Raw genomic sequence first — 24,368 nt, 5'->3', positions numbered from 1 at the left:
AAAAAGGAGGCATAGCCTCCTTTTTTACGGTTTGATCTACTTACCGCAAGCAATAAGCAAATTAAACGTCATTATTAACGACGTAAACCTAACTTCTGGATTAGAGCAGTATAACGAGCTACGTCAGTACGCTTAAGGTAAGCAGTAAGCTTACGACGTGCGCTAACCATACGTAGTAGACCACGACGTGAATGGTGATCATGGATGTGCTCTTTGAAATGACCTTGTAGATGGTTAATCTGTGCAGTCAATAAAGCTACTTGTACTTCAGTTGAACCAGTGTCGTTTTCACAACGTGCGAATTCAGCTACGATTTTAGCTTTTTGTTCATTACTTAGTGACATAAATATCTCCAGAAAAAATTAAATTATCTCAAGCCGATCACTAACTCAGCCTGAGGGCGCGATATATTAACCGAAAGCGCAGCTTACCGCAATAAAAAATCTGCATATCCGACTGCGGCAATCTTGCCACAGTAAAATATACAGATTGATATAGATTAAACTAACAAGTTAGAGCCACTACTCTTGACTGTGGTCAACCACTAATCTTTTGGGTGCGAGTAAGCCATCATCATTTTTAAAGCCAATGCCAATAAACTTTCTTGACTCACCTAAAGTGATCCGTAGAAGTTGATCATCTAGCACACCTTCAGCCTGAACAGGTTGGCCTTGTAAAATATACTGAGCACTGGTCTCAGGTAAATTTACTTCAGCAAAGTTCGCGACCGCGGTATCCATTGGTAATAGTAATGGGTCTAATACATCACTTGAAGGTATTTCAGACTTTTCAGCCTCATCTACCATCGCCATCAATTGCTCTAAGGTCACCATTTTTTCATATGGATAGTCAGCAACTTGAGTACGTCTAAGCATAATGACATGAGCCCCACAGCCTAGCATTTCCCCTAAATCATCAACGATGGTGCGAATATAAGTACCTTTAGAACAATGAATGTCTAAGGTTAACTCATCACCTTCTAAGCCGACGTATAGCAACTCAAGCACATTAATTGGTCGGGCTTCACGGGGGACTTCAATGCCTTCACGTGCATATTTGTATAAAGGCTGACCTTGATACTTTAATGCCGAATACATAGAAGGAACTTGCATGGTTTTACCACGAAAGTGTTCAAGTGACACTTCAAGCTTTTCTTGGGTAAAATTGACAGGTCTTATCTGCACAACTTCACCGTCAGAATCACTGGTATCAGTTCTTTCACCTAACTTGGCCGTCACTAAATAACGCTTATCAGCATCAAGTAAATGTTGAGAAAACTTGGTTGCTTCACCTAAACAAATAGGTAGCATCCCGGTTGCCAATGGATCCAAAGCGCCAGTATGGCCGGCTTTGTTAGCTTGGTAAAGACGTTTGACACGTTGCAAAGCATGGTTAGAACTGATGCCAGTTCCTTTATCTAATAGCACGATGCCATCAATAAAACGCCCTTTGCGACGACGAGCCATTAGTCTTTTCCTTCTGTATTTTCTTCAGCGTCAGTTGATTCTTCAGAACCAAACTTTTCTTGCTTTGCCTTATCACTCGTAATCACTTGGCTTACTAAGTTAGACATACGCATACCTTCAACTAATGAACTGTCATAGACAAAACGTAGTTCAGGCATAACACGTAGCTTCATGCGGCCAGCAATTAGTGTTCTGATGTAAGGAGCTGCTGCAGCAAGTGCTTCGACTTTTTGATCGACTAATTCACGATCTTCTTCAAAGAAGGTCACAAATACTTTTGCGTAGCTTAAATCTCGTGACACATCAACATCGTTTACTGTAACAAAACCGATGCGAGGGTCTTTCATATCGCGCTGTAACACCATAGCAAGCTCTTGTTGCAGCTGCTGCGCGATTCGACGAGTACGACTAAATTCTTTTGCCATAATATTGTTACCATAGCCTTATATAAATAAAAAAGGCGGCTTACGCCGCCCTTTCTGTGTTACAGCGTTCGGGCCACTTCGACCGTCTCGAAGACTTCAATCTGATCGCCCACTCGGACGTCATTGTAGTTCTTCACACCGATACCACATTCCATGCCGTTACGAACATCAGCAACGTCATCTTTAAAGCGTCGTAATGATTCTAGCTCACCTTCGTAGATAACCACGTTGTCACGTAGTACACGGATAGGAGCGCTACGCTTGATGGTACCTTCGGTAACCATACAACCGGCAATTGCACCAATCTTAGGCGACTTAAATACATCACGAACTTCTGCCAGACCAATGATTTGTTGCTTGAATTCAGGAGCAAGCATGCCCGTCATCGCCGCTTTAACTTCATCAATCAAGTCGTAGATAACGCTGTAGTAGCGTAAATCAACACTTTCAGAATCGATAGTCTTACGCGCTTGTGCATCAGCACGCACGTTGAAACCAACCATGATGGCATTTGAAGCTGCAGCTAGCGTAGCATCTGTTTCAGTTAATGCACCAACGCCACGAGCGATGATATTAACTTTAACTTCATCAGTAGACAGTTTAGCTAATGATTCACAAATTGCTTCAAGTGAGCCTTGAACGTCTGCTTTAAGAACGATGTTAAGTTCTTGCACTTCGCCTTCGGTCATGTTCGCGAACATGTTTTCAAGCTTAGATTTTTGCTGACGTGCTAGTTTAACATCACGGAATTTACCTTGACGATAAAGTGCAACTTCACGTGCTTTACGCTCATCACGAACAACTGTTGCTTCATCACCAGCTGAAGGTACACCTGAAAGACCTAAGATCTCTACAGGGATTGATGGACCAGCTTCAGTAATTGCTTTACCGTTCTCGTCTTTCATTGCACGGATTTTACCGTACTCAAGACCACATAGAACGATATCGCCTTGGCGTAAAGTACCTTCTTGAACAAGTACAGTAGCAACTGGGCCACGACCTTTATCCAATTTAGATTCAATAACAACACCAGCAGCCATACCTGAACGGTCAGCTTTAAGCTCTAATACTTCAGACTGAAGTAAAATGCCTTCAAGTAATTCGTCAATACCGGTACCCGCTTTAGCCGAAACGTTTACGAACATGTGTTCGCCGCCCCAATCTTCAGACATAACACCGTGTTGAGCTAATTCACTCTTAACACGCTCTGGGTCAGCTTCTGGCTTATCCATTTTGTTCACTGCAACGATTAACGGCACGTTACCAGCTTTAGCATGTTGAATCGCTTCGATAGTTTGCGGCATAGCACCATCGTCTGCAGCCACAACCAAAATAACAATATCAGTTGCTTTAGCACCACGAGCACGCATTGACGTAAACGCCGCGTGACCAGGAGTATCTAAGAAAGTGATCATGCCATTTTCAGTTTCTACATGGTATGCACCAATATGCTGGGTAATACCACCGGCTTCACCGTCAGCAACTTTGGCACGACGAATGTAATCAAGTAATGAAGTCTTACCGTGGTCAACGTGACCCATGATGGTAACGACTGGAGCACGAGTCTCTAGTACCACATTTTCTTCATCACGATCACCAAGTACTTGATGCTCTAATTCGTTTTCACGAAGAAGAATAACCTTATGACCCATTTCTTCAGCAACCATTTGTGCTGTTTCTTGGTCTAAGATTTGGTTAATGGTAACCATAGAGCCCATTTTCATCATCTGCTTGATGATTTCAGTGGCTTTAAGAGACATACGTTGAGCAAGTTCAGCAACAGATACTGTTTCACCGATACGTACTTCGCCTTTAACCACAGCAACAGGTTTGTTGAAACCATGTGCCATAGATTCAGGAGCAGTGCTCTTGTTACGTGCAGCATTGCTACGGTTATCACGACCGCCTTTGCCACCACGTTTCTTGTTAGCATTCTTGTTACGTGCACGACGGCCACGTTTTTCATCGTTAGCATCTGAAGTATCTTCAGCAGCACGCGCCGCTTTAGAGGTAGTCACATGGTGATCACCGTTCTTTTCAGCTTCAATACGTTGACGCTCTTCTTCAGCCCAACGCTTTGAGTTTTCTTCAGCTAACTTGCGAGCAGTTTCAGCAGCTAATGCCGCTTCTTCTTCTTGCTTTTTCTTTAATGTCGCTTCTTGAACCGCTTTAAGGCGATCAGCTTCTACTTGCGCAGCAGCAGACTCAGGATCTTCAGCTTTAGCTGCTTTGGCTTTAGCCGCTTCAGCTTCTTTCTTCGCTTTAGCTTCTGCATCTTTTTTCGCTTTCGCTTCTGCGTCCGCTTTAGCCTTAGCTTCTGCAGCAGCTTTCGCCGCAGCTTCTGCTTCTTGCTGCTTTTGCGCTGCTAGTTCAGCTTCTTTCGCTGCATCGCTATCGTCACGTTTAACAAAAGTACGTTTTTTACGTACTTCAACTTTAACGTCTTTAGATTGCCCGCCACCGGCATTAACACTGAGTGTTGAAACGGTTTTGCGTTGTAATGTCATTTTTTGCGGCGCTTGATCGCCACCGTGTTGCTTTTTCAAGTGATCAAGCAATGTTTGCTTTTCAGTTTCTGAAACTGAATCAGCTTTGGTTTTCTTGATCCCTGCGTCGGCAAACTGTTCAATCAGTCTGTCTACATTTTTGCCCACTTCCGCGGCCAATTTATCTATACTTGTATCTGCCATCAATTAAATCCCCCTGTTGATCGACTTATGCTTCTTCGCCAAACCAACAGATATTACGGGCAGCCATGATGAGCTCACCTGCTTTTTCTTCTGTCAATTCTTCAATATCAATTAAATCGTCAATGCCTTGTTCCGCTAAGTCTTCTAAGGTAATTACACCCTTACTTGCAAGAACATATGCTAAATGCTTTTCTAAACCATCTAACGCTAATAAATCTGCAGCCGGTTCAGCACCATCAAGTGCTTCTTCTGACGCTAATGCTCTAGTTGAAATCGCCGCTTTTGCACGTTCGCGTAGCGCAGTTACGATGTCTTCGTCAAAACCATCAATGTCTAATAATTCTGTTTCAGGTACGTAAACAATTTCTTCTAAAGACGTAAAGCCTTCTTCTGCAAGTACTGTTGCAAAATCTTCGTCAACTTCAAGTGTTTCAACAAATAAGTTAACGATTTTAGCGCTTTCAGCCTGATGCTTCTTGTTAAGGTCTTCAACAGTCATTACGTTTAATTCCCAGCCTGTTAACTGAGTCGCTAAACGTACGTTTTGACCATTACGACCAATCGCTTGTGCTAGGCTGTCTGCTTCAACAGCAATGTCCATTGAGTGGTTGTCTTCATCAACAATAATTGAAGCAACATCAGCAGGTGCCATTGCGTTAATAACGTATTGTGCTGGATTGTCATCCCACATAACGATATCAACACGCTCACCACTTAACTCATTTGAAACAGCTTGAACACGTGCGCCACGCATACCAACACAAGCACCGATAGGATCGATACGTTTGTCATTGGTTTTCACGGCGATTTTAGCGCGAGCGCCTGGGTCACGTGCTGCACCCATGATTTCAATCACTTCATCTAAGATTTCAGGTACTTCTACTCTGAATAACTCAATGATCATTTCAGGCTTGCTACGCGTTAAAAATAACTGCGCACCGCGAGCTTCTGGGCGAACTGCATAAAGTAAAGCACGTACACGGTCACCAGGACGGAATGATTCACGGCTAATGATGTCTTCTTTGTAAATAACACCATCAGCATTATTACCTAGATCAACAACAACGCTTTCACGGGTGCTTTTCTTAACGACACCAGTAACAATCTCGCCTTCACGTTCAATGAACTGTTCAACGATTTGAGCGCGTTCAGCTTCACGTACTTTTTGTACGATAACTTGCTTCGCGGTTTGCGTCGTAATACGGTCAAACACAACTGAATCGATTTCATCTTCGATGAACTCACCAGGTTGAATTTCTGGATTTTCATATCGCGCAGCTTCAAGTGTGATTTCGCTGTAAGGGTTTTCTAAAGCTTCACCTTGATCATCGACAACCATCCAACGACGGAAAGTGTCGTAGTGGCCAGTTTTACGGTCGATAGCAACGCGAACTTCAATTTCGCCTTCATACTTTTTCTTAGTTGCAGTGGCTAGAGCAATTTCTAGCGCTTCGAATATTTTTTCACGCGGGACGGCTTTTTCATTTGATACCGCCTCTGCGACTAGCAGAATCTCTTTATTCATTATGTCTTGCCTCGTTCACCTTGAAACTATCAAAACTTCGCAATAATGTTGCCTTTGCGTACATTATCTAAAGCCACTATCAAATCTTCACCATCTACGTTTATCGTTAGCATTTGCCCTTCGATTGCCGTGATGACACCTTTTAAATTACGACTACCCGCTACTGGCATCGTCAATTGTACTTTTGCATCTTCGCCAATATATGCAGCGTATTGCGCTGCAGTAAATAAAGGTCTATCAACCCCAGGCGAAGAAACTTCTAATGTGTATTCTGTCGAGATTGGGTCTTCAACATCTAGAACAGCACTAACTTGACGGCTGGCTTCGGCACAATCTTCGATATTGACACCACTTTCACCATCAATAAATACACGTAATATTGAATGACGCCCAGCATGGACAAACTCAATACCCCAAAGTTGAAAACCAATAGCCTCAACAGGTACTGTCAGCATTTCTGTCAGTTTAGTTTCTAATGTTGCCAAAAATGACCCCCAAAAACGAAAAAAAGGGCATAAGCCCCAAAAAAGTCCGTATAATCACGGAGTTACCAAGCTCCATATAACAAAAAACCCCGTAATGACGAGGTCTTAATATAGAACCTTTTAATTGAAGAATGTTTTACGCAATTTCGTAAAATCAATCGACAATAAGCTGGTTGCGGGGGCCGGATTTGAACCGACGACCTTCGGGTTATGAGCCCGACGAGCTACCAAACTGCTCCACCCCGCGTCAACTTGCGCAATTATATTAACTTACGTCTTCTCTTGCAATGATTAATCCAATTAACTTTGATTAATCAAATTTGGTGCGGATGGTGGGACTTGAACCCACACGAGCATAGCTCACCACCCCCTCAAGATGGCGCGTCTACCAATTCCGCCACATCCGCATATGTAACTGTTACTATTTTCTATTAGCTAATCTGAGGTTAAGTTTGAGAGAGGGAAACTTAACTTAGCTAATAGAGACAAGACTTAATGGAAGCAACAAACTATGTTGCCTCAATTTGTTGTTTAGTCTGGAATCTTTGTTTCAGTTTGAGTAGGAGCTTGTTCAACTTGCTCTACTGCAGAACCTAAATCATTCCATGCATCATCTTGCTTTGAATGGTTAGCACTTAAGTTACCTAATACTAGGCTTAAAGTGAAAAAACCAATCGCTAGCACAGCTGTGCTACGTGTCAGGAAATTACCTGAACCGCCTGAGCCAAATAGAGTTCCTGATGCACCAGCACCAAAAGAAGACCCCATATCAGCACCTTTACCTTGCTGAAGAAGGATTAGGCCAACAAGACCAATCGCAACAACCAAGTAAACTACAATTAAAACTTCATACATAATATTAAGCGCTCATCGCTATGGAACATAAACTTAAAAACTCGCTAGAGTTTAAGCTAGCACCGCCAATCAGTCCACCATCAACATCTGGCTGTGCAAAAATATCGGCTGCATTTGAAGGCGTAACACTACCACCGTACAAAATACGAATATTTTCTCCGATGAACGGCGACACTTCAGAAAGTCTTTGACGAATAAACGCATGGACTTCTTGTGCCTGCTCTGGAGTTGCACTCTTACCAGTACCTACAGCCCATAAAGGCTCGTAAGCAATAATGGCATTATCAAAAGCCATGGTGCCATTCTTTTCAATCACAATGTCTAACTCTTCGGCAATCACTTCAAAAGTACGTCTTGCTTCACGAGCTGGACCAGATTCACCAACACAAAGAATCGGCGTTAAACCATGTTTCTGTGCTGCAGCAAATTTCTCTGCAACGATATTACTTGTTTCGCCATACATACGACGGCGTTCGGAATGGCCGATAATCACATATCGACATCCTGAATCTTTTAGCATTTTACCGGAAACTTCACCAGTGTAGGCTCCAAAGTCATGCTGACTAAGGTTTTGTGCGCCCATTCTTACAAGCGCGCCATCTAAGGTTTGCTTATTTGCTTCAAGTAGTTGTCTTACACTTTCAAGGTAAATTGAAGGTGGACACAAAACTACTTCAGCAGAATCATTTTGGAGCTTTGTAGCGAACTTGCTGAATAACTCTTGGGCTAAAGCCGAACTGCCATTCATTTTCCAGTTGCCAGCTACCATAGGACGTCTGAGTGCCATTACTGTCTCCTTTCAAAGCGGCGTGAATAATAACGAACCACCAAACAAGTTACAATACCTAAGTTAGGAATAATTACTATAACGTGTCAGAGTGTTGTTTTTTTACTCGGTACGATTAAGTATTAATAAATAAACAATTAATATATAACATTTAGGATTTACTAACGCGTTGCACTGCATCAGCAATCTGTTGTGCAAAAGATGTGACCAATGCCACATCTTCACCTTCAACCATCACCCTTATTAAGGGCTCAGTGCCGGATTTTCTAAGTAAAACTCGACCGGTTTTACCTAATAGCTGCTCTACATGCTGCAGGGTAGTGATGACCGCTGACGCTGATAATGGATCAGTCTCACTATTAAAAGTGACATTAATTAATACTTGAGGCAACATTTTTAGCGGTTTAACCAACTGTGCTAACGGTAATTGTTGCTGCTGCATTGCCGCTAACACTAAAATTCCCGCCACGATACCGTCCCCTGTCGTGCCGTGATCTAAATCGAGTATATGTCCAGAGCTTTCGCCGCCAATACGCCAGTGGTGTTGACGCATCAACGCCATGACATAACGGTCACCTACTTTTGAGCGCATAAAGGGGATATTCAATCTCTTAAGCGCTAACTCCAAGCCTAGATTTGACATCAAGGTGCCAACAACCCCGCCCTTCAAAGTGCCATTATTAAGCGCATTAGCGGCAAGCACATAAAGAATTTGATCGCCATCAATCACATTACCTTGGTGATCCACCATCATGATCCTATCACCATCGCCATCTAAGGCAATGCCGACATCAGCCTGTTCTAGCAGCACTTGCTCGCATATTGACGCCATGGATGTCGCGCCAACATTGTCATTTATATTTAATCCATTAGGTTTATCACCAATGGTGATCACTTCTGCGCCAAGCTCTTTAAAAACACTAGGAGCAATGTGATATGTTGCGCCGTGAGCGCAATCAACCACAATTTTAAGCCCAGCTAAAGTCAGCTCAGCAGGGAAATGACCTTTACAATATTCAATGTAGCGCCCTGCTGCATCATCAATTCTTGCCGCTTTGCCCAATAAATGAGACTCAACACAAACTAAGTCTTTGGTAAGTTCATGCTCTATTTCTAATTCAAGCGCATCATCTAACTTACTGCCGTCAGCTGAAAAAAACTTAATACCATTATCGTAATAGGGATTATGGGAGGCACTAATAACAATGCCAGCTTCGGCCCTAAAAGTTCGGGTTAAATAAGCAATAGCTGGCGTCGGCATAGGCCCAACCAATAATACATTTAAGCCAGCGGCAGATAAGCCGGCTTCCAGTACGGATTCAAACAGGTAACCCGAAATCCGTGTGTCTTTACCGATAATCACTTTCTTGGTGCCACTGCGTGAAAGCACCCTTCCCGCTGCCCAGCCAAGCTTAAGAGCAAGCTCGGGGGTCATTTTACCCGCGCCGACCTTGCCCCTAATACCATCAGTTCCAAAAAGTTGTCTTTGCAGCATGTGTACCTCTCAAAGTGAATTCATACCACTTGATAACGTAACCTAGGCAAAAAATGCATGTTTAAAATGACTGAAAAGGTTAGTTATGTAAACTTGCCATTGTCGCTGACATCACAGTGAGTGCATCCACGGTTTCTTCAACATCATGTACCCGTATAATTTGCGCCCCTTGCTGCGCCGCAATCATCGCCCCAGCAAGACTACCCGCTAAGCGATTATTAATATCACGCTGTAATAAATCCCCGATCATGCTTTTTCTTGATAAACCTACCAGCACGGGAAAATGCAAACTATGTAGTTCAGGTAACTTGGCTAACAGCTGATAATTATGCTCAAGGGTTTTACCAAAGCCAAAGCCTGGATCTAAAATGATATTTTCTCGAGACATACCTGCTGCTAAACAATAATCTACCCTTAGCGACAAAAAGTCATTAACTTGTTGGATAACATCGTCGTATTCTGGTGAGTCTTGCATATCTTTTGGTTGCCCTTGCATATGCATTAAACATACGGGCACATCGAGCATAGTTGCCATTGCCAGCGCGCCGGGCTCTTGTAGCGCACGAACATCATTAATAATATGGGCGCCAGCAGAAACTGCTTTTTCCATGACTTGCGGCTTACTGGTATCGATTGAAATCCACACATCATGGTTTTGGGCAGTATATTCGATGACAGGAATAACTCTAGCGAGCTCTTCTTCTAAAGTAACTGCTATAGCACCTGGTCTGGTTGACTCGCCGCCAATATCAACTATTTTAGCCCCTTGACTGATGACTTTATCAACTTGCTGACAAGCACTTTCAAACGTGGCATGTTGACCGCCATCAGAAAAAGAATCTGGGGTTACATTAATGATAGCCATAACAATCGGACTGGCTAGCGAGAGGGTTTTATCTCCCGATTTAAGTTCAAACACACAACCTCACTTATACTCAATTTAATGAGTTAGATAATATTTAACTCTATTAGCTGAATTAAAATACTTTTGTTCACAAAGCAATAAATATAAAAAAACCCCTTTCGGGGTTTTTTACGTTAATTTAACTCAGCGTTATTTAGCAGGCGCATCAGTATCTGGTGTCGATTCTGATTTATCATCTGCTTTATCTGCGTCTGCAGCTTCAGAGTCAGCTTTAGTCTCTGTCGTGTTTGCAGGCGTGCCTTTATCTTTATCATCAATTGAGTCATCAGCATCCCAATCGGCTGGCTGACGAACTTCGCGACGATTCATTAAATCATCAATTTGATCGGCATCGATGGTTTCAAATTTCATTAACGCATCTTTCATGGCATGGAGGATATCCATGTTGTCATTTAAGTAAGTATGCGCACGATCGTAATTTGAATCAATTAAGTGTTTTACTTCGGCATCGATGATACGGGCGGTATCGTCGGACATATGTTGGGTTTTACCCATACTGCGTCCAAGGAATACTTCGTTTTCATCTTCAGCATAAAGTACCGGGCCTAATTTTTCAGAGAAGCCCCACTGGGTCACCATGTTGCGTGCAATTGACGTTGCATATTTAATGTCTTGTGAAGCACCTGTCGATACGCGCTCTGTACCGTAGATCATCTCTTCCGCTAAACGTCCGCCGTAGGCAACTGAAATTTGGCTTTCAAGTTTACGGCGACTTTGACTAATTGCATCAGCTTCAGGTAAGAAGAAAGTCACACCTAATGCACGGCCGCGTGGAATAATAGTAACCTTATGCACAGGATCATGCTCAGGCACTAAACAACCAACAATCGCATGACCTGCTTCATGGTATGCGGTCATTTCTTTTTCATCTTCAGACATCACCATCGTGCGGCGCTCAGCACCCATCATGATTTTGTCTTTAGCACTTTCAAACTCTTCCATGCTCACTACGCGGCGATTACCCCGAGCAGCAAATAGCGCAGCTTCATTCACCAAGTTTGCTAAATCAGCACCTGAGAACCCTGGGGTACCACGAGCAATAACGCTGGCTTTGACACCATCTGCTAACGGTACTTTACGCATATGAACTTTTAAAATTTGTTCACGACCACGAACATCCGGTAAGCCAACAACCACTTGACGGTCAAAACGACCTGGACGTAGCAATGCAGCATCCAACACATCTGGTCTGTTGGTCGCAGCAATAACAATAATACCTTCGTTACCTTCAAAACCATCCATTTCAACCAGCATTTGGTTCAAGGTTTGCTCACGCTCATCGTGACCTCCACCAACACCAGCGCCACGTTGGCGACCTACAGCATCAATTTCATCGATAAAGATGATACATGGTGCAGACTTTTTAGCTTGCTCAAACATGTCACGTACACGTGATGCACCGACACCGACAAACATTTCAACAAAGTCAGAACCAGAAATAGTGAAAAACGGAACTTTAGCTTCACCAGCAATGGCTTTTGCAAGTAAGGTTTTACCCGTACCCGGTGGGCCAACTAAAAGAACACCGGTAGGAATGCGGCCACCAAGCTTTTGGAAACGGGTTGGCTCTTTTAGGTAATCAACCAATTCTTTTACGTCTTCTTTTGCTTCGTCACAACCTGCAACATCACCAAAAGTGGTTTTTATTTGGTCTTCGCTCATCAATTTGGCTTTACTCTTACCAAATGACATCGCGCCTTTACCGCCACCACCTTGCATTTGGCGCATGAAGAATATCCACACACCAATTAATAACAGCATCGGGAACCAAGAGATAAAGATTTGGGTTAGGAAGCCTGACTCTTCAGCTTCTTGGCCCTTCATTGAAATCCCTTTACGATCAAGATCATTGATTAAATCTTGGTCATACATTGGCATGATTGTAGTGAACTTCTCTCCAGAGCGTCTTACTCCTTCAATGGTACGTTGATCACTTTTAATTTCTACCGAATTGATATTGCCGTTTCGGACACTATCTAAGAATACGGAATAATCCATCTTCTGCGTTGACGAAGAAGAGGGGGAATAGCCCTGAAACACTGACATCAACACGACGGCGATGACAACCCAGAGAATTAAATTTTTTGCCATGTCACTCAAATTGTTAGACCTCTTGAAGACCCACGATAATTAATCGTTAGACTACTATAACTTGTAACCAGTCGCCACTATATAAACTTCACGTGAACGTGGTCGTGATGAATCTGGTTTGCGTGTTTTCACTGTTGTAAAAGCTTGTCGCACTGCTTTCATATATTCGTCAAAACCTTCCCCCTGAAAAACTTTGACTGCAAAACTACCATTAGATGCCAAAACTTGATGACACATATCTAATGCTAATTCTACTAAATACATTGCCCTTGGTTGATCCACACCATCTGAACCACTCATATTAGGCGCCATATCTGATAGTACTACATCAACTTTATCTTCACCAACGCGGTCAAGTAAAGCATCAAGTACTTTTTCTTCACGGAAATCGCCCTGTAAAAAGTCGACGCCCACGATGGGATCCATAGGTAAAATATCACATGCGACTAATTTACCTTTTTCTCCCACTAGTTTAACTGCAATTTGAGACCAACCGCCAGGCGCTGCGCCTAAGTCTACTACTGTCATACCAGGTTTAATTAATTTGTCTTTTTGTTGGATTTCTTCCAACTTGAATGCAGCTCGAGAGCGTAAACCTCGCTTTTGAGACAGTTTTACATAGTGATCATCAAAATGTTCTTGCATCCATCGGCTTGAACTTGCCGAGCGTTTCTTCGTTGCCATTTAAATTCCGTAACGATTTGGAGTTACATCATGCTTATATAAGGGTAGAATAGCCGTTTTTCAACAGTAACATTTAAAAAGTTGGTACAAATGAACTTAACAACCAAACAAAAACAGCATTTAAAAGGCCTGGCGCATAATTTAAAGCCTGTAGTGCTGCTTGGTGCTAATGGTTTGACCGAAGGTGTACTGGCTGAAATTGATAGTGCACTCACTCATCATGAACTAATTAAAGTGAAAGTAGGCTCTTCTGATAGAGAGCTTAAAAATGCTGTAGTTGACGCGATTATTCGCGAAACTCAATCTACCAAAGTACAGCTTATCGGTCACACCTTAGTTATTTTCCGTCAGTCTGCTGAAATGAAAATTGCCGTTCCAAAAGCAAAATAATTTCGTCAAACATCTGGTTACTTAATATTAGTCGATTGTTGATTAACTGGTATTGAATATGACCTAAAAAAACCACTGCCATGCAGTGGTTTTTTTATCGCTATAGCAAACCAGTCTTAAGTCGTAACTTATTAAACGTATTCTACAGCGATAATTTCATATTCTGCGGTGCCACCAGGTGTGGTAATGGCAACTTCATCATCAAGGTTCTTACCAATTAATCCCCGCGCTATCGGTGAATTCACTGAAATAAGATTTTCTTTAATGTTTGCTTCATCATCACCGACGATACGGTAAGTTGACTCTGCATCGGTATCAACATTGACAATGGTCACTGTTGTGCCAAAAATCACTCGGCCATTGTTTGGCATTGATGTCACATCAATGATTTGTGCATTTGATAACTTGCCTTCAATATCACGAATACGTGCTTCACAAATACCTTGTTCTTCACGGGCTGCATGATATTCAGCATTTTCTTTCAAGTCGCCTAATTCACGTGCAGAAGCAATAGCTTCAGTAATGCTTGGACGACGCACAAATTTTAATTCATCTAATTCTTTACGCAGCTGTTCAGCTCCGATGATCGTCATAGGGACGGTATTCATAATGTCTTATGTCTCCTTTAAAAACAAAAGCACCCCGTGTCGACACGCATATCAACACAGTAAAATCTATATTATTAAACGTCGAGTCGTCATGCTCACATTCACTTATAGCGACATGTGGCAACAAAACAGTCTCGCGCGCTGAAGGGCTAGCAAATGATGATAGCTAAGCTTACATAAGCTTGCGAGTAGTTACTAGTGAGTGTCAAAAAATAGTAATAAAAAAGGCTGCATGACTGCAGCCTTTTTAACCAAATCGACGTTAAATTAAATATTATTAACTTTTAGCGATTCGTTCATGCAATTCTTGTACTGAATTGACGTTATTACGGTCATCTGCTGAATGCGCCATACAGGTAGCAAATGCAGCATTCAATGTTGTGGTGTAGTTCACTTTATAACGCAGTGCACCACGACGAATTTGACGAGAATCTTCAATCGCTTGACGCCCCTCAGTGGTATTAATGATGTAAGTGTATTCACCATTTTTAATACGGTCGAGAATATGTGGACGGCCTTCATGTACCTTGTTAACTAGGCGCGGATTAATACCTGCTTCACCTAGAATAACTGCAGTGCCATGAGTTGCATCAATTTGATAACCTAGCTCAATCAGTTCAGCTGCAAGTTCAGCCACACGCGCTTTATCACTGTTACGCACAGAAATTAATGCACGGCCAGACTTAGGTACTTCAGCTGTGGCACCAAGCTGGGCTTTAGCATAAGCTTCAGCAAAGGTTTCACCCACACCCATTACTTCACCTGTAGAGCGCATTTCAGGGCCAAGCATTGGGTCAACACCTGGGAACTTGTTAAACGGCAATACCACTTCTTTTACTGAGAAGTATGGTGGGATCACTTCTTTAGTGAAGTTCTGCGATGCTAAGCTTTGACCAGCCATTACACGTGCAGCAATCTTCGCTAGCGGGATACCGGTTGCTTTAGAGACAAATGGCACTGTACGCGCAGCACGTGGATTGACTTCAATCATGTAGATTTCGTCATCTTTAACCGCAAACTGAACGTTCATCAAACCAATTACGCCCAGCTCCATGGCTAATTTAGCCACTTGCTCACGCATACGGTTTTGAACATCTTCGCTTAAGCTGTATGGCGGCAACGAACAACCTGAGTCACCTGAGTGAACCCCCGCTTGTTCAATGTGCTCCATGATAGAACCCACAACCACGATTTCGCCGTCACAAACTGCATCGATATCGATTTCAATGGCATTATCGAGGAAACGGTCAAGCAATACTGGTGATGAGTTAGATACGCTTACTGCTTCATTGAAGTAGCGACGTAAGTCTTGCTCGTCATAAACGATTTCCATTGCGCGTCCACCTAATACATAAGATGGACGAACCACTAACGGGTAACCGATACGGGCAGCAGAAAGTACCGCACCTTCAACCGTTGTTACGGTATCGTTTTCAGGTTGCTTCATTTCAAGACGTTGAATCGCTTGCTGGAAACGCTCACGGTCTTCAGCGCGGTCAATGGCATCGGGGCTTGTACCAATAATCGGTACACCTGCCGCTTCTAGTTCACGTGCCAGTTTTAGCGGTGTTTGACCACCGTACTGTACGATAACGCCTTTTGGCTTCTCAATACGAACGATTTCAAGCACATCTTCAAAGGTCACTGGCTCAAAGTACAAGCGATCTGAGGTGTCATAATCGGTCGAAACAGTCTCAGGGTTACAGTTAACCATAATGGTCTCGTAACCGTCTTCACGCAATGCTAATGCCGCATGAACACAACAGTAATCAAACTCAATACCTTGACCAATACGGTTAGGGCCGCCACCAAGAATCATGATTTTTTCACGGGTTGATGGCGCGGCTTCACATTCTTCTTCGTAAGTTGAGTACATGTAAGCAGTGTCTGTGGCAAATTCTGCCGCACAGGTATCGACACGCTTATACACTGGGTGCATATCAAAGCGGTCACGAATTTTACGCACTTCGCTATCACTGACACCTAAGATGTGTGCTAAACGTGCATCAGAGAAACCTTTACGCTTAAGTTGCAGTAAGAAGGCTTCGTTAAGACCTGACATCCCCACTTCAGCCACTTTAGCTTCTTGGGCGATAAGATCTTCAATTTGGACTAAGAACCAATGATCAACATTAGTTAGCTTGAAGATATCATCACGACTTAGACCAGCGCGGAAGGCATCAGCAATGTACCAAATACGGTCACAACCAGGCTCTTTTAACTCATGACGAATTGTTTGCATTGCTTCAGGCGATGCAAGGTCAACAATCGGGTCAAAACCGTTACGGTTAACTTCAAGTCCACGTAATGCTTTTTGTAATGACTCTTGGAAAGTACGGCCAATGGCCATGACTTCACCCACTGACTTCATTTGCGTCGTCAAACGGTCATTAGCGCCAGCAAATTTTTCAAAGTTAAAGCGCGGCACTTTAGTCACAACGTAATCAATTGCAGGCTCGAATGATGCTGGGGTGCGACCACCAGTAATATCATTCATTAGCTCGTCTAAGGTGAAACCTACCGCTAATTTCGCGGCGATTTTAGCAATCGGGAAACCGGTTGCTTTAGAAGCTAACGCAGAAGAGCGAGAAACACGCGGGTTCATTTCAATAATGACCATACGGCCAGTGTTTGGACAAATACCAAACTGAACGTTTGAACCACCGGTTTCAACACCAATTTCACGCAGTACCGCTAAAGAAGCGTTACGCATTAATTGGTATTCTTTATCGGTCAGTGTTTGCGCTGGTGCAACAGTGATTGAATCACCGGTATGCACGCCCATGGCATCGAAGTTTTCAATGGCACACACAATGATGCAGTTATCATTGCGGTCACGAACCACTTCCATTTCGTACTCTTTCCAACCGATTAGTGACTCATCGATTAGCAGCTCGCTAGTTGGCGATAACTCAAGGCCTTGAGAACAAATGTCTTCAAACTCTTCTTTGTTATACGCAATACCACCGCCACTGCCACCCATGGTGAAAGATGGACGAATAATACACGGAAAGCCAACTTGGTCTAAAACACCGTAAGCTTCTTCCATTGTATGGGCAATACCAGCACGAGGACAGTCAAGTCCAATTGACTTCATTGCTGTATCAAAACGACTACGGTCTTCAGCTTTATCAATTGCGTCAGCTGTCGCGCCAATCATTTCAACGTTAAACTCTTCTAGTACACCTTCAGCTTCTAGCTGCAGTGCACAGTTAAGTGCGGTTTGGCCACCCATAGTTGGCAAAATCGCATCAGGTTTTTCTTTAGCGATAATGTTACGCACAACTTCCCAGTGAATTGGCTCGATGTATGTCGCATCAGCCATTTCTGGATCAGTCATAATGGTTGCAGGGTTAGAGTTAACTAAGATAACTCGATAACCTTCTTCACGCAGCGCTTTACACGCTTGTGCGCCAGAATAGTCAAATTCACAGGCTTGACCAATCACAATTGGGCCAGCGCCTAGGATCAGAATACTTTTAATATCAGTACGTTTTGGCATTGCTTATCTATTCTCCGAATGACCTAACTATTTAGCGTTTTGACGATATTGTTCAATCAACTCAATAAAGTGATCAAACAGTGGTGACGCATCGGTCGGTCCAGGGCTTGCTTCTGGGTGACCTTGGAAACTAAACGCTGGTTTATCAGTAAGGTGAATACCTTGCAAAGACCCATCAAATAACGATTTGTGAGTCACTTTGATGTTCGCAGGCAACGTCGCTTCATCAGCAGCAAAACCGTGGTTTTGACTGGTGATCATCACATTACCTTTTTCAATATTACTTACCGGGTGGTTAGCGCCATGATGACCAAACTTCATTTTCAAAGTTTTTGCCCCAGATGCTAATGCAAGTAATTGGTGACCAAGACAAATACCAAATACTGGGATTTCAGTTTTTAAAATTTCTTGGATAGCCGTAATCGCATAATCACATGGCTCTGGGTCGCCAGGGCCATTTGATAGGAAAATCCCATCAGGATTCATTGCTAATACTTCAGCTGCCGGTGTTTGTGCAGGGACAACAGTAACATCACAACCGCGGTCAACTAGCATGCGTAAAATATTGCGCTTGATACCATAATCAAAAGCAACAATTTTAAACTTAAGCTCTGAAGCTGGAGTTTCGTCCGGTAAACCACCCACTAAGCGCCAAGTGCCTTTGCGCCATTGGTAGGTCGACTCTGTGGTCACTTCTTTAGCCAAATCCATGCCTTTCAAACCAGGGAATGCTTTGGCTGCTGCTAATGCTTTAGCTTCATCGATATCGCCGACCATAATACAACCGGCTTGGGCACCCTTTTCACGTAAAATACGAGTTAATTTACGGGTATCGATATCAGCGATACCAACAACATTATTCGCTTTTAAATAATCGCTTAAGGATTGTTGATTACGGAAGTTGCTAGCTAATAGAGGGAGATCTCGGATGATTAGACCACAGGCATGAACTGAATCAGATTCGGTATCTTCATCGTTTGTTCCGGTGTTACCAATGTGCGGGTAAGTCAAAGTGACAATCTGGCGAGAATATGACGGATCCGTTAAAATCTCTTGATAACCTGTCATTGAAGTATTAAATACAACTTCACCAACAGTTAGTCCATCGGCACCAATTGCTGTGCCAGAGAATACGGTTCCATCTTCGAGTACAAGTAAGGCAGACTGTGTCAACGTGACCTCCAAAAATAAGAGTCAAACCACTGAAATTATTGAATTTTAATTTCTACAGATTTACAAAATTACGAAAATTTGGCAAATTCCAGCGATTCTATATGAATTATGTGTAAGCGTCTATGCTTGAGTTATGTTTTTTTGGGAACAATATTTTCCCAAAAAAAAACCACCAACGGTGGTTTTTTTAAATATTAATTGAGTCCCAATACTTGCTGCATGTCATAAAGACCAGCATCTTGATCGGATAGCCAATAGGCGGCGCGCATTGCGCCATTTGCAAAGGTCATTCGACTGGTGGCTTTATGCGTTATTTCAACTCGCTCACCAATATCTGCAAACATCACCGTATGATCACCAACAATATCACCGGCACGTATAGTAGAAAAACCAATGGTATTTCTATCACGTTCGCCAGTCATACCTTCACGACCATATACAGCACACTCTTCAAGATCCCGACCTAAAGTTTCAGCGATAACTTCGCCCATCTTTAATGCAGTCCCTGAAGGGGCGTCTTTCTTAAAGCGATGATGGCCTTCGGTGATTTCGATATCGGTGTAATCACCCATTACTTTTGCCGTTAACTCTAATAGTTTCAGCGTTAAGTTAACGCCTACTGACATATTCGGTGCAAACACAACCGGTGTTTGCTCAGCATAAGCACCAATCAACTCTTTTTGAGCATGATTGAACCCAGTAGTACCAATCACAATCGCCTTATGGTTTTTAGCGCACCAATCAAGGTGAACTAGCGACGACTCTGGAGAGGTAAAATCAATTAATACATCAAAATGTTCTGATGCTATATCTAATGAATCTGTAATCGCGACATCCATAGTACCAACACCAGCAAGTTCACCAGCATCAACACCTATTAGTGTAGAACCAGTTCGCTCAATAGCAGCACCCAAATATATCACCTCATGTTGCTTTGCAGCTTCAATCAGTGTGCGACCCATACGGCCACTGGCACCAACAACGGCGACTCTTACTTTTGCAGTCATCTACTTTCTCCCAGTGATACAAAAACGCCTAAGTTAACTTAGGCGTTTTTCATTAAACGATTTCTAACAATTCGACTTCAAATACCAACGCCGAGAATGGCGGGATTGAAGCGCCAGCACCACGTTCGCCGTAAGCTAAGTGTTGTGGAACGAATAATTTAAGCTTAGTGCCAACAGGCATTAACTGAAGTGCTTCAGTCCAACCAGCGATAACACCAGAAACTGGGAATTCAGCAGGCTCGCCACGAGCTACAGAACTATCGAATACTTCACCATTGATGAATGTACCGTGGTAATGAGCACGAATAGTTGATTCAAGTGTTGGCTTTTCGCCTTCGCCTTGAGTAATTACTTCGTATTGAAGACCTGACTCAGTAACAATAATGTCTTCACGTTTAGCATTTTCTGCTAAGAAATTTTCACCTTCAGCAGATGCAGCTTCAGCAGCAGCTTCTTGAACAGCTTGTAAACGACGGCTGATTTCAGTGAAAGCAACTTGTAAGTCTTCCATCGCTACAGCACTTTCTTTACCAGCGAATGCATCAGCTAGACCAGCTTGTACAGCAGGGATATCGATGCCTTCGAAAGGGTTAGCAGCTAATTGCTCACCCATTTGACGACCTACACCGTAACTTGCTTGCTGTTCCATTGTGTTGAACTCTGACATATCGTATTTACTCTTAATTCATCGGTTAAAATTTGCGGGGCAGTTTACCACACTTTCGTTGCTGATGGGTGCTAATCTACCTCGATTATGACTATTTTTCAGTAGCCTTAATGACACTTGGCAAGCGTCTTCTTTAGAGCTGCTTGATACACTGGTGTCACTTTAGCTTGAAGGGCTTTTAAATCGGCAATACGTGTCGAATGAGATGGATGGGTTGAAAATAGCTCAGGGCCTTGTTCACCACCGGCTTTGGCCATATTTTGCCAAAGCGTAACGCTTTTAGCAGGATTAAAACCCGCTTTAGCCATTAACTCTAAACCAAGCTCATCGGATTCACTTTCTTGATCGCGGCCAAAGGGTAATAAAATACCGACTTGCGCACCTAAGCCTAAGCCCGCCATATAAAGATCTTTATTGGCCACGCCGCCAGCACCTAGGGCTATATCAGCCATTTGCATACCTGCATTGGTCATTTGTGAACGCGAAACTTGCTCATTACCATGCCTTGCTAGCACATGGGCTACTTCATGACCTATTACTGTCGCTAACTGGTCTTGATCGCTCGCCACCTTAAGTAATCCTGTGTACACGCCAATATGTCCACCAGGCAGTGCAAAAGCATTTATCTGATCTGAATCAAATAACACAACTTCCCAGTTTAAGCTTTGATCAGGTAATACTGCAGTAATGCGATTGGCAACACAGTTCACATAGGCGGTTTGCTGTTTATCGGTACTGATTTTTTCCGTTTTTTTCATCGCATCGAATGATTGCGCCCCCATTTGCGACATTTGAGACTCATCAAATAACAGCATTTGGCTGCGGCCAGTTGGGGATTTGTGGGTTGCGCAACCTGAGATAATAATGGTGGCAAATAGCCCCCAAAAAACGGCTTTCATAATAATTATCCTTTTATTATTTTGTGAGCGTTGGCAATAGTTCATCATATATTTAGTACTCAATAGATTGATTACAAATGAACCTATTGCGCGCTATTGTAAGTCATTTTTAGCTCAGCAATCACTAAAAACAGCAGCTTACCTTGGTGTTTATTTACCTTTAAAGTCCTTAATACTGCGCTTTTTCTGACTGCGGCGATTTGCTTGCTTATCTTTTTTTGGCCGTTGACTGTTACCCGAACTCGGTTTATCCGTCACCGGGAAATCTGCTAAGACGAGTGTTGGCAGCGCGCGCTCAGTTAAGGTTCTGATAGCTTGTAGTGCATCAGATTCACCATGACACACTAACGATAGCGCCAAACCATTAGCACCCGCCCTTGCCGTGCGGCCAATGCGGTGCACATACACTGCTGCGCTTGCGGGTAAATCCACATTAATAATCACAGGTAATGCATCAATGTCTATACCGCGGGCTAACACATCAGTTGCCACTAATACGGTTAACGCCTTTGATTTGAAGTCCTTTAAGGTTTTAGTACGTATCGCTTGCTCTTTATCGCCATGCAATGCTGCCGCATTAACTCCAGCTTTTACCAGCTTTTTGGTTAGTGCATCTGCGCTATCTTTAGTATTGCTAAACACCAACACTTGCTGCCATTGATGCTGCTTTATTAGCGCAATCAGTGCTTGTGCTTTACTGCCTTTATTGACCAAATAAAGCTGCTCTTCAATGTGATCTACCACTGAATTGGCTTTATCAGCTTCAATACGGATCAGATCATGTTTCAAAATCACACTAACTTGTTTAGCTACTGTGTCATCTATGGTGGCTGAAAATAATAGTGTCTGCTTATTTACCGGCGTTTGCTGCACTATGGTTTTAATGTCTGCCCAAAAGCCCATATCTAGTAACCGGTCTGCTTCATCAAGTACTAACAACTTCAGCGCTGATAAAGACACATGTTCCAGCTTTATAAACTGCACTAACCTTGATGGGGTGGCGATGATAATCTGCGGCGATCTCTTCAAATCAGCGACTTGGGCTTCAACATCAATGCCGCCACATAAAAGCTGCACCTTTATGCCTAAAGGCTTCGCAACCTGATTAAGCGTTTGATAAACCTGATTAGCCAGCTCACGAGTCGGCGCAATCACTAGCGCTTGAACAGGGTCAGCTTTATCTAGATCAATAGCTTGCAGCATAGGCAAACCAAAGGCGTATGTTTTACCGCTCCCTGTTTGTGCTAAAGCCAATACATCTTTACCTGATAACACAGCAGGAATGGCCAGCGCTTGAATTTTAGTGGCCGCTGTTAACTGCTTAGGTAAAGCTGAGATAAGGCTTGGATTGAGGTTTAACTGTAAAAAAGACATCGAAATAGTGATCCAAAGAAGCAATGAGATGCAGTCTACCGCACACTGACGTCATTGTCTTAAGCTGTGTTTGTTTAATAGCCTGCAAAGTGCTTTAAAAACTTGCCAATAAAAAAGGCTAATTACTTTGCAGTAATTAACCTTTTAATCGACTCGCTAATAGCTAAATTTAATAAATAAATTTAGCTATTTAAATCGTGAAAAAACTTTTTTACGCCATCAAAGAACCCTTCAGCTTTAGGGCTGTGCTTCTTTGACTCACCGGTTAAGGTCGCTTCAAACTCACGAAGTAGCTCTTTTTGCTTTTCGTTAAGTTTAACTGGTGTTTCCATGACGACTTTACAAAGTAAGTCACCAACGGCGTGGCTGCGAACCGATTTAACACCTTTACCGCGCAAGCGGAACATACGGCCAGTTTGGCTTTCTGCAGGTATTTTCAAATTCACTTTACCATCAAGTGTTGGCACTTCAATCTCGCCACCTAATGCAGCTTTGCTGAATGAAATTGGCACTTCGCAGTAGAGGTTATTACCATCACGAACAAAAATATTATGTTCACGAACGCTCACCTGTACATATAAGTCACCCGGAGGCGCGCCAAACTCACCCGCTTCACCTTCACCGGTTAAGCGAACACGATCGCCAGTATCAACACCAGCTGGTATTTTAACTGATAAGGTTTTGCTCTTTTCAACACGGCCTTCGCCATGACACTTCTTACAAGGATCTTTAATGATCTTGCCGCGGCCATGACAAGTCGGACACGCCTGCTGAACAGCAAAGAAGCCTTGACGCATTTGTACTTGGCCTTGACCATGACAGGTACCACAAGTGGTTGCTGACGAGCCTTTCTTAGCGCCGCTGCCATCACAGCTATCACACGATGCTAAGGTAGGAATACGTAACTCTTTAGTAAGGCCACGAACCGCTTCTTCAAGTGATAAGTCTAAGTTGTAACGTAAGTCACTACCGCGAGCCGCTTGACGTTGTCCACCGCCACGACGACCGCCGCCAAAGATATCGCCAAACACGTCACCAAAGATATCACCGAAATCACCGCCGCCACCTTGACCGCCGCCACGATTAGGATCAACGCCTGCATGACCAAATTGGTCATAAGCCGCTTTCTTATTCGCGTCAGTTAAAATTTCATAAGCTTCTTTAGCTTCTTTAAAGTTAACTTCAGCTTCTTTGTCGCCTGGGTTACGGTCAGGATGATATTTCATCGCTAGACGCTTATAGGCTTTTTTGATTTCTCGTTCACTGGCATCGCGACCGACACTTAGAACTTCGTAATAATCTCGCTTTGACATAATCTCA

General features: G+C 43.1%; 21 protein-coding genes and 2 tRNA genes. 1 reads left to right on the top strand and 22 read right to left on the bottom strand.

The window, feature by feature from the left end:
- Positions 1-74: 74 nt before the first annotated feature.
- The 14 genes from rpsO to rlmE form a co-directional block, all read right to left on the bottom strand.
- Positions 75-344, bottom strand: a complete 270-nt coding sequence (rpsO, locus tag Q4546_RS04510; RefSeq protein ID WP_076542867.1) for a 30S ribosomal protein S15 — start codon at positions 342-344, stop codon at positions 75-77.
- Positions 345-521: 177 nt separating this feature from the next.
- Entirely contained in the window at positions 522-1,466 is a 945-nt protein-coding gene (gene truB, locus Q4546_RS04505) for a tRNA pseudouridine(55) synthase TruB (RefSeq protein ID WP_303445774.1), read from the bottom strand.
- Positions 1,466-1,891: a 30S ribosome-binding factor RbfA gene (rbfA, locus tag Q4546_RS04500; protein ID WP_102439559.1), complete on the bottom strand. Its 426-nt coding sequence runs from the start codon at positions 1,889-1,891 to the stop codon at positions 1,466-1,468. Before rbfA ends, truB begins: the two co-directional genes overlap by 1 nt.
- Positions 1,892-1,950: 59 nt before the next feature.
- Positions 1,951-4,581, bottom strand: a complete 2,631-nt coding sequence (infB, locus tag Q4546_RS04495) for a translation initiation factor IF-2 (protein WP_303445773.1) — start codon at positions 4,579-4,581, stop codon at positions 1,951-1,953.
- A 25-nt stretch (positions 4,582-4,606) separates the two neighbouring features.
- Entirely contained in the window at positions 4,607-6,106 is a 1,500-nt protein-coding gene (gene nusA / locus Q4546_RS04490) for a transcription termination factor NusA (protein WP_076542863.1), read from the bottom strand.
- Positions 6,107-6,135: 29 nt separating this feature from the next.
- Complete coding sequence (gene rimP / locus Q4546_RS04485) at positions 6,136-6,591, bottom strand: ribosome maturation factor RimP (protein WP_076542862.1); 456 nt, start codon at positions 6,589-6,591, stop codon at positions 6,136-6,138.
- Positions 6,592-6,761: 170 nt separating this feature from the next.
- A tRNA-Met gene (locus tag Q4546_RS04480) sits at positions 6,762-6,838 on the bottom strand.
- Between the two features lie 74 nt (positions 6,839-6,912).
- Positions 6,913-6,998: transfer RNA gene (locus tag Q4546_RS04475), tRNA-Leu, on the bottom strand.
- Between the two features lie 124 nt (positions 6,999-7,122).
- A complete protein-coding gene (gene secG, locus Q4546_RS04470; protein WP_076542859.1) occupies positions 7,123-7,446 on the bottom strand; it encodes a preprotein translocase subunit SecG in 324 nt (107 codons plus the stop codon).
- A gap of 4 nt (positions 7,447-7,450) precedes the next feature.
- Entirely contained in the window at positions 7,451-8,233 is a 783-nt protein-coding gene (tpiA, locus tag Q4546_RS04465; RefSeq protein ID WP_076542857.1) for a triose-phosphate isomerase, read from the bottom strand.
- Positions 8,234-8,384: 151 nt separating this feature from the next.
- Positions 8,385-9,728, bottom strand: a complete 1,344-nt coding sequence (gene glmM / locus Q4546_RS04460) for a phosphoglucosamine mutase (RefSeq protein WP_303445772.1) — start codon at positions 9,726-9,728, stop codon at positions 8,385-8,387.
- Between the two features lie 79 nt (positions 9,729-9,807).
- A complete protein-coding gene (folP, locus tag Q4546_RS04455) occupies positions 9,808-10,647 on the bottom strand; it encodes a dihydropteroate synthase (RefSeq protein WP_303445771.1) in 840 nt (279 codons plus the stop codon).
- A 135-nt stretch (positions 10,648-10,782) separates the two neighbouring features.
- On the bottom strand, positions 10,783-12,744 hold the full coding sequence (ftsH, locus tag Q4546_RS04450) for an ATP-dependent zinc metalloprotease FtsH (RefSeq protein ID WP_241901040.1): 1,962 nt from the start codon (positions 12,742-12,744) through the stop codon (positions 10,783-10,785).
- Between the two features lie 54 nt (positions 12,745-12,798).
- Positions 12,799-13,428, bottom strand: coding sequence for a 23S rRNA (uridine(2552)-2'-O)-methyltransferase RlmE (gene rlmE / locus Q4546_RS04445; protein WP_055023704.1), 630 nt, complete (start codon positions 13,426-13,428; stop codon positions 12,799-12,801).
- A 90-nt stretch (positions 13,429-13,518) separates the two neighbouring features.
- On the opposite strand from rlmE, the gene yhbY reads away from it, so the two are divergent.
- Complete coding sequence (yhbY, locus tag Q4546_RS04440; protein WP_076542846.1) at positions 13,519-13,818, top strand: ribosome assembly RNA-binding protein YhbY; 300 nt, start codon at positions 13,519-13,521, stop codon at positions 13,816-13,818.
- Between the two features lie 131 nt (positions 13,819-13,949).
- On the opposite strand, the gene greA is transcribed toward yhbY, so the two are convergent.
- The 8 genes from greA to dnaJ all read right to left on the bottom strand — a co-directional run bounded on the left by greA (position 13,950) and on the right by dnaJ (position 24,361).
- Complete coding sequence (gene greA, locus Q4546_RS04435; protein WP_076542843.1) at positions 13,950-14,426, bottom strand: transcription elongation factor GreA; 477 nt, start codon at positions 14,424-14,426, stop codon at positions 13,950-13,952.
- A 277-nt stretch (positions 14,427-14,703) separates the two neighbouring features.
- On the bottom strand, positions 14,704-17,928 hold the full coding sequence (carB, locus tag Q4546_RS04430) for a carbamoyl-phosphate synthase large subunit (protein WP_102477158.1): 3,225 nt from the start codon (positions 17,926-17,928) through the stop codon (positions 14,704-14,706).
- 27 nt (positions 17,929-17,955) lie between these two features.
- Positions 17,956-19,113 carry a glutamine-hydrolyzing carbamoyl-phosphate synthase small subunit gene (gene carA / locus Q4546_RS04425; RefSeq protein WP_102437921.1) on the bottom strand — a complete coding sequence of 386 codons (1,158 nt, stop codon included), beginning with the start codon at positions 19,111-19,113 and terminating at the stop codon, positions 17,956-17,958.
- 182 nt (positions 19,114-19,295) lie between these two features.
- A complete protein-coding gene (gene dapB, locus Q4546_RS04420) occupies positions 19,296-20,108 on the bottom strand; it encodes a 4-hydroxy-tetrahydrodipicolinate reductase (RefSeq protein WP_102437923.1) in 813 nt (270 codons plus the stop codon).
- Between the two features lie 52 nt (positions 20,109-20,160).
- On the bottom strand, positions 20,161-20,775 hold the full coding sequence (locus tag Q4546_RS04415) for an FKBP-type peptidyl-prolyl cis-trans isomerase (RefSeq protein ID WP_303445770.1): 615 nt from the start codon (positions 20,773-20,775) through the stop codon (positions 20,161-20,163).
- 107 nt (positions 20,776-20,882) lie between these two features.
- The gene (locus tag Q4546_RS04410) at positions 20,883-21,674 is read right to left on the bottom strand and encodes a M48 family metallopeptidase (protein WP_102477155.1); all 792 of its coding nucleotides are present in this window, start codon (positions 21,672-21,674) and stop codon (positions 20,883-20,885) included.
- 150 nt (positions 21,675-21,824) lie between these two features.
- Positions 21,825-23,048, bottom strand: coding sequence for a DEAD/DEAH box helicase (locus Q4546_RS04405; protein WP_303445769.1), 1,224 nt, complete (start codon positions 23,046-23,048; stop codon positions 21,825-21,827).
- 182 nt (positions 23,049-23,230) lie between these two features.
- Positions 23,231-24,361, bottom strand: a complete 1,131-nt coding sequence (gene dnaJ / locus Q4546_RS04400; protein ID WP_102437931.1) for a molecular chaperone DnaJ — start codon at positions 24,359-24,361, stop codon at positions 23,231-23,233.
- Positions 24,362-24,368 lie beyond the last annotated feature (7 nt).

The sequence above is a fragment of the Shewanella sp. 4_MG-2023 genome (genome assembly GCF_030548015.1).
GTDB lineage: Bacteria > Pseudomonadota > Gammaproteobacteria > Enterobacterales > Shewanellaceae > Shewanella.
Note: the sequence above shows the minus strand (reverse complement) of the source record. Positions and strands in the feature narration are given on the sequence as shown.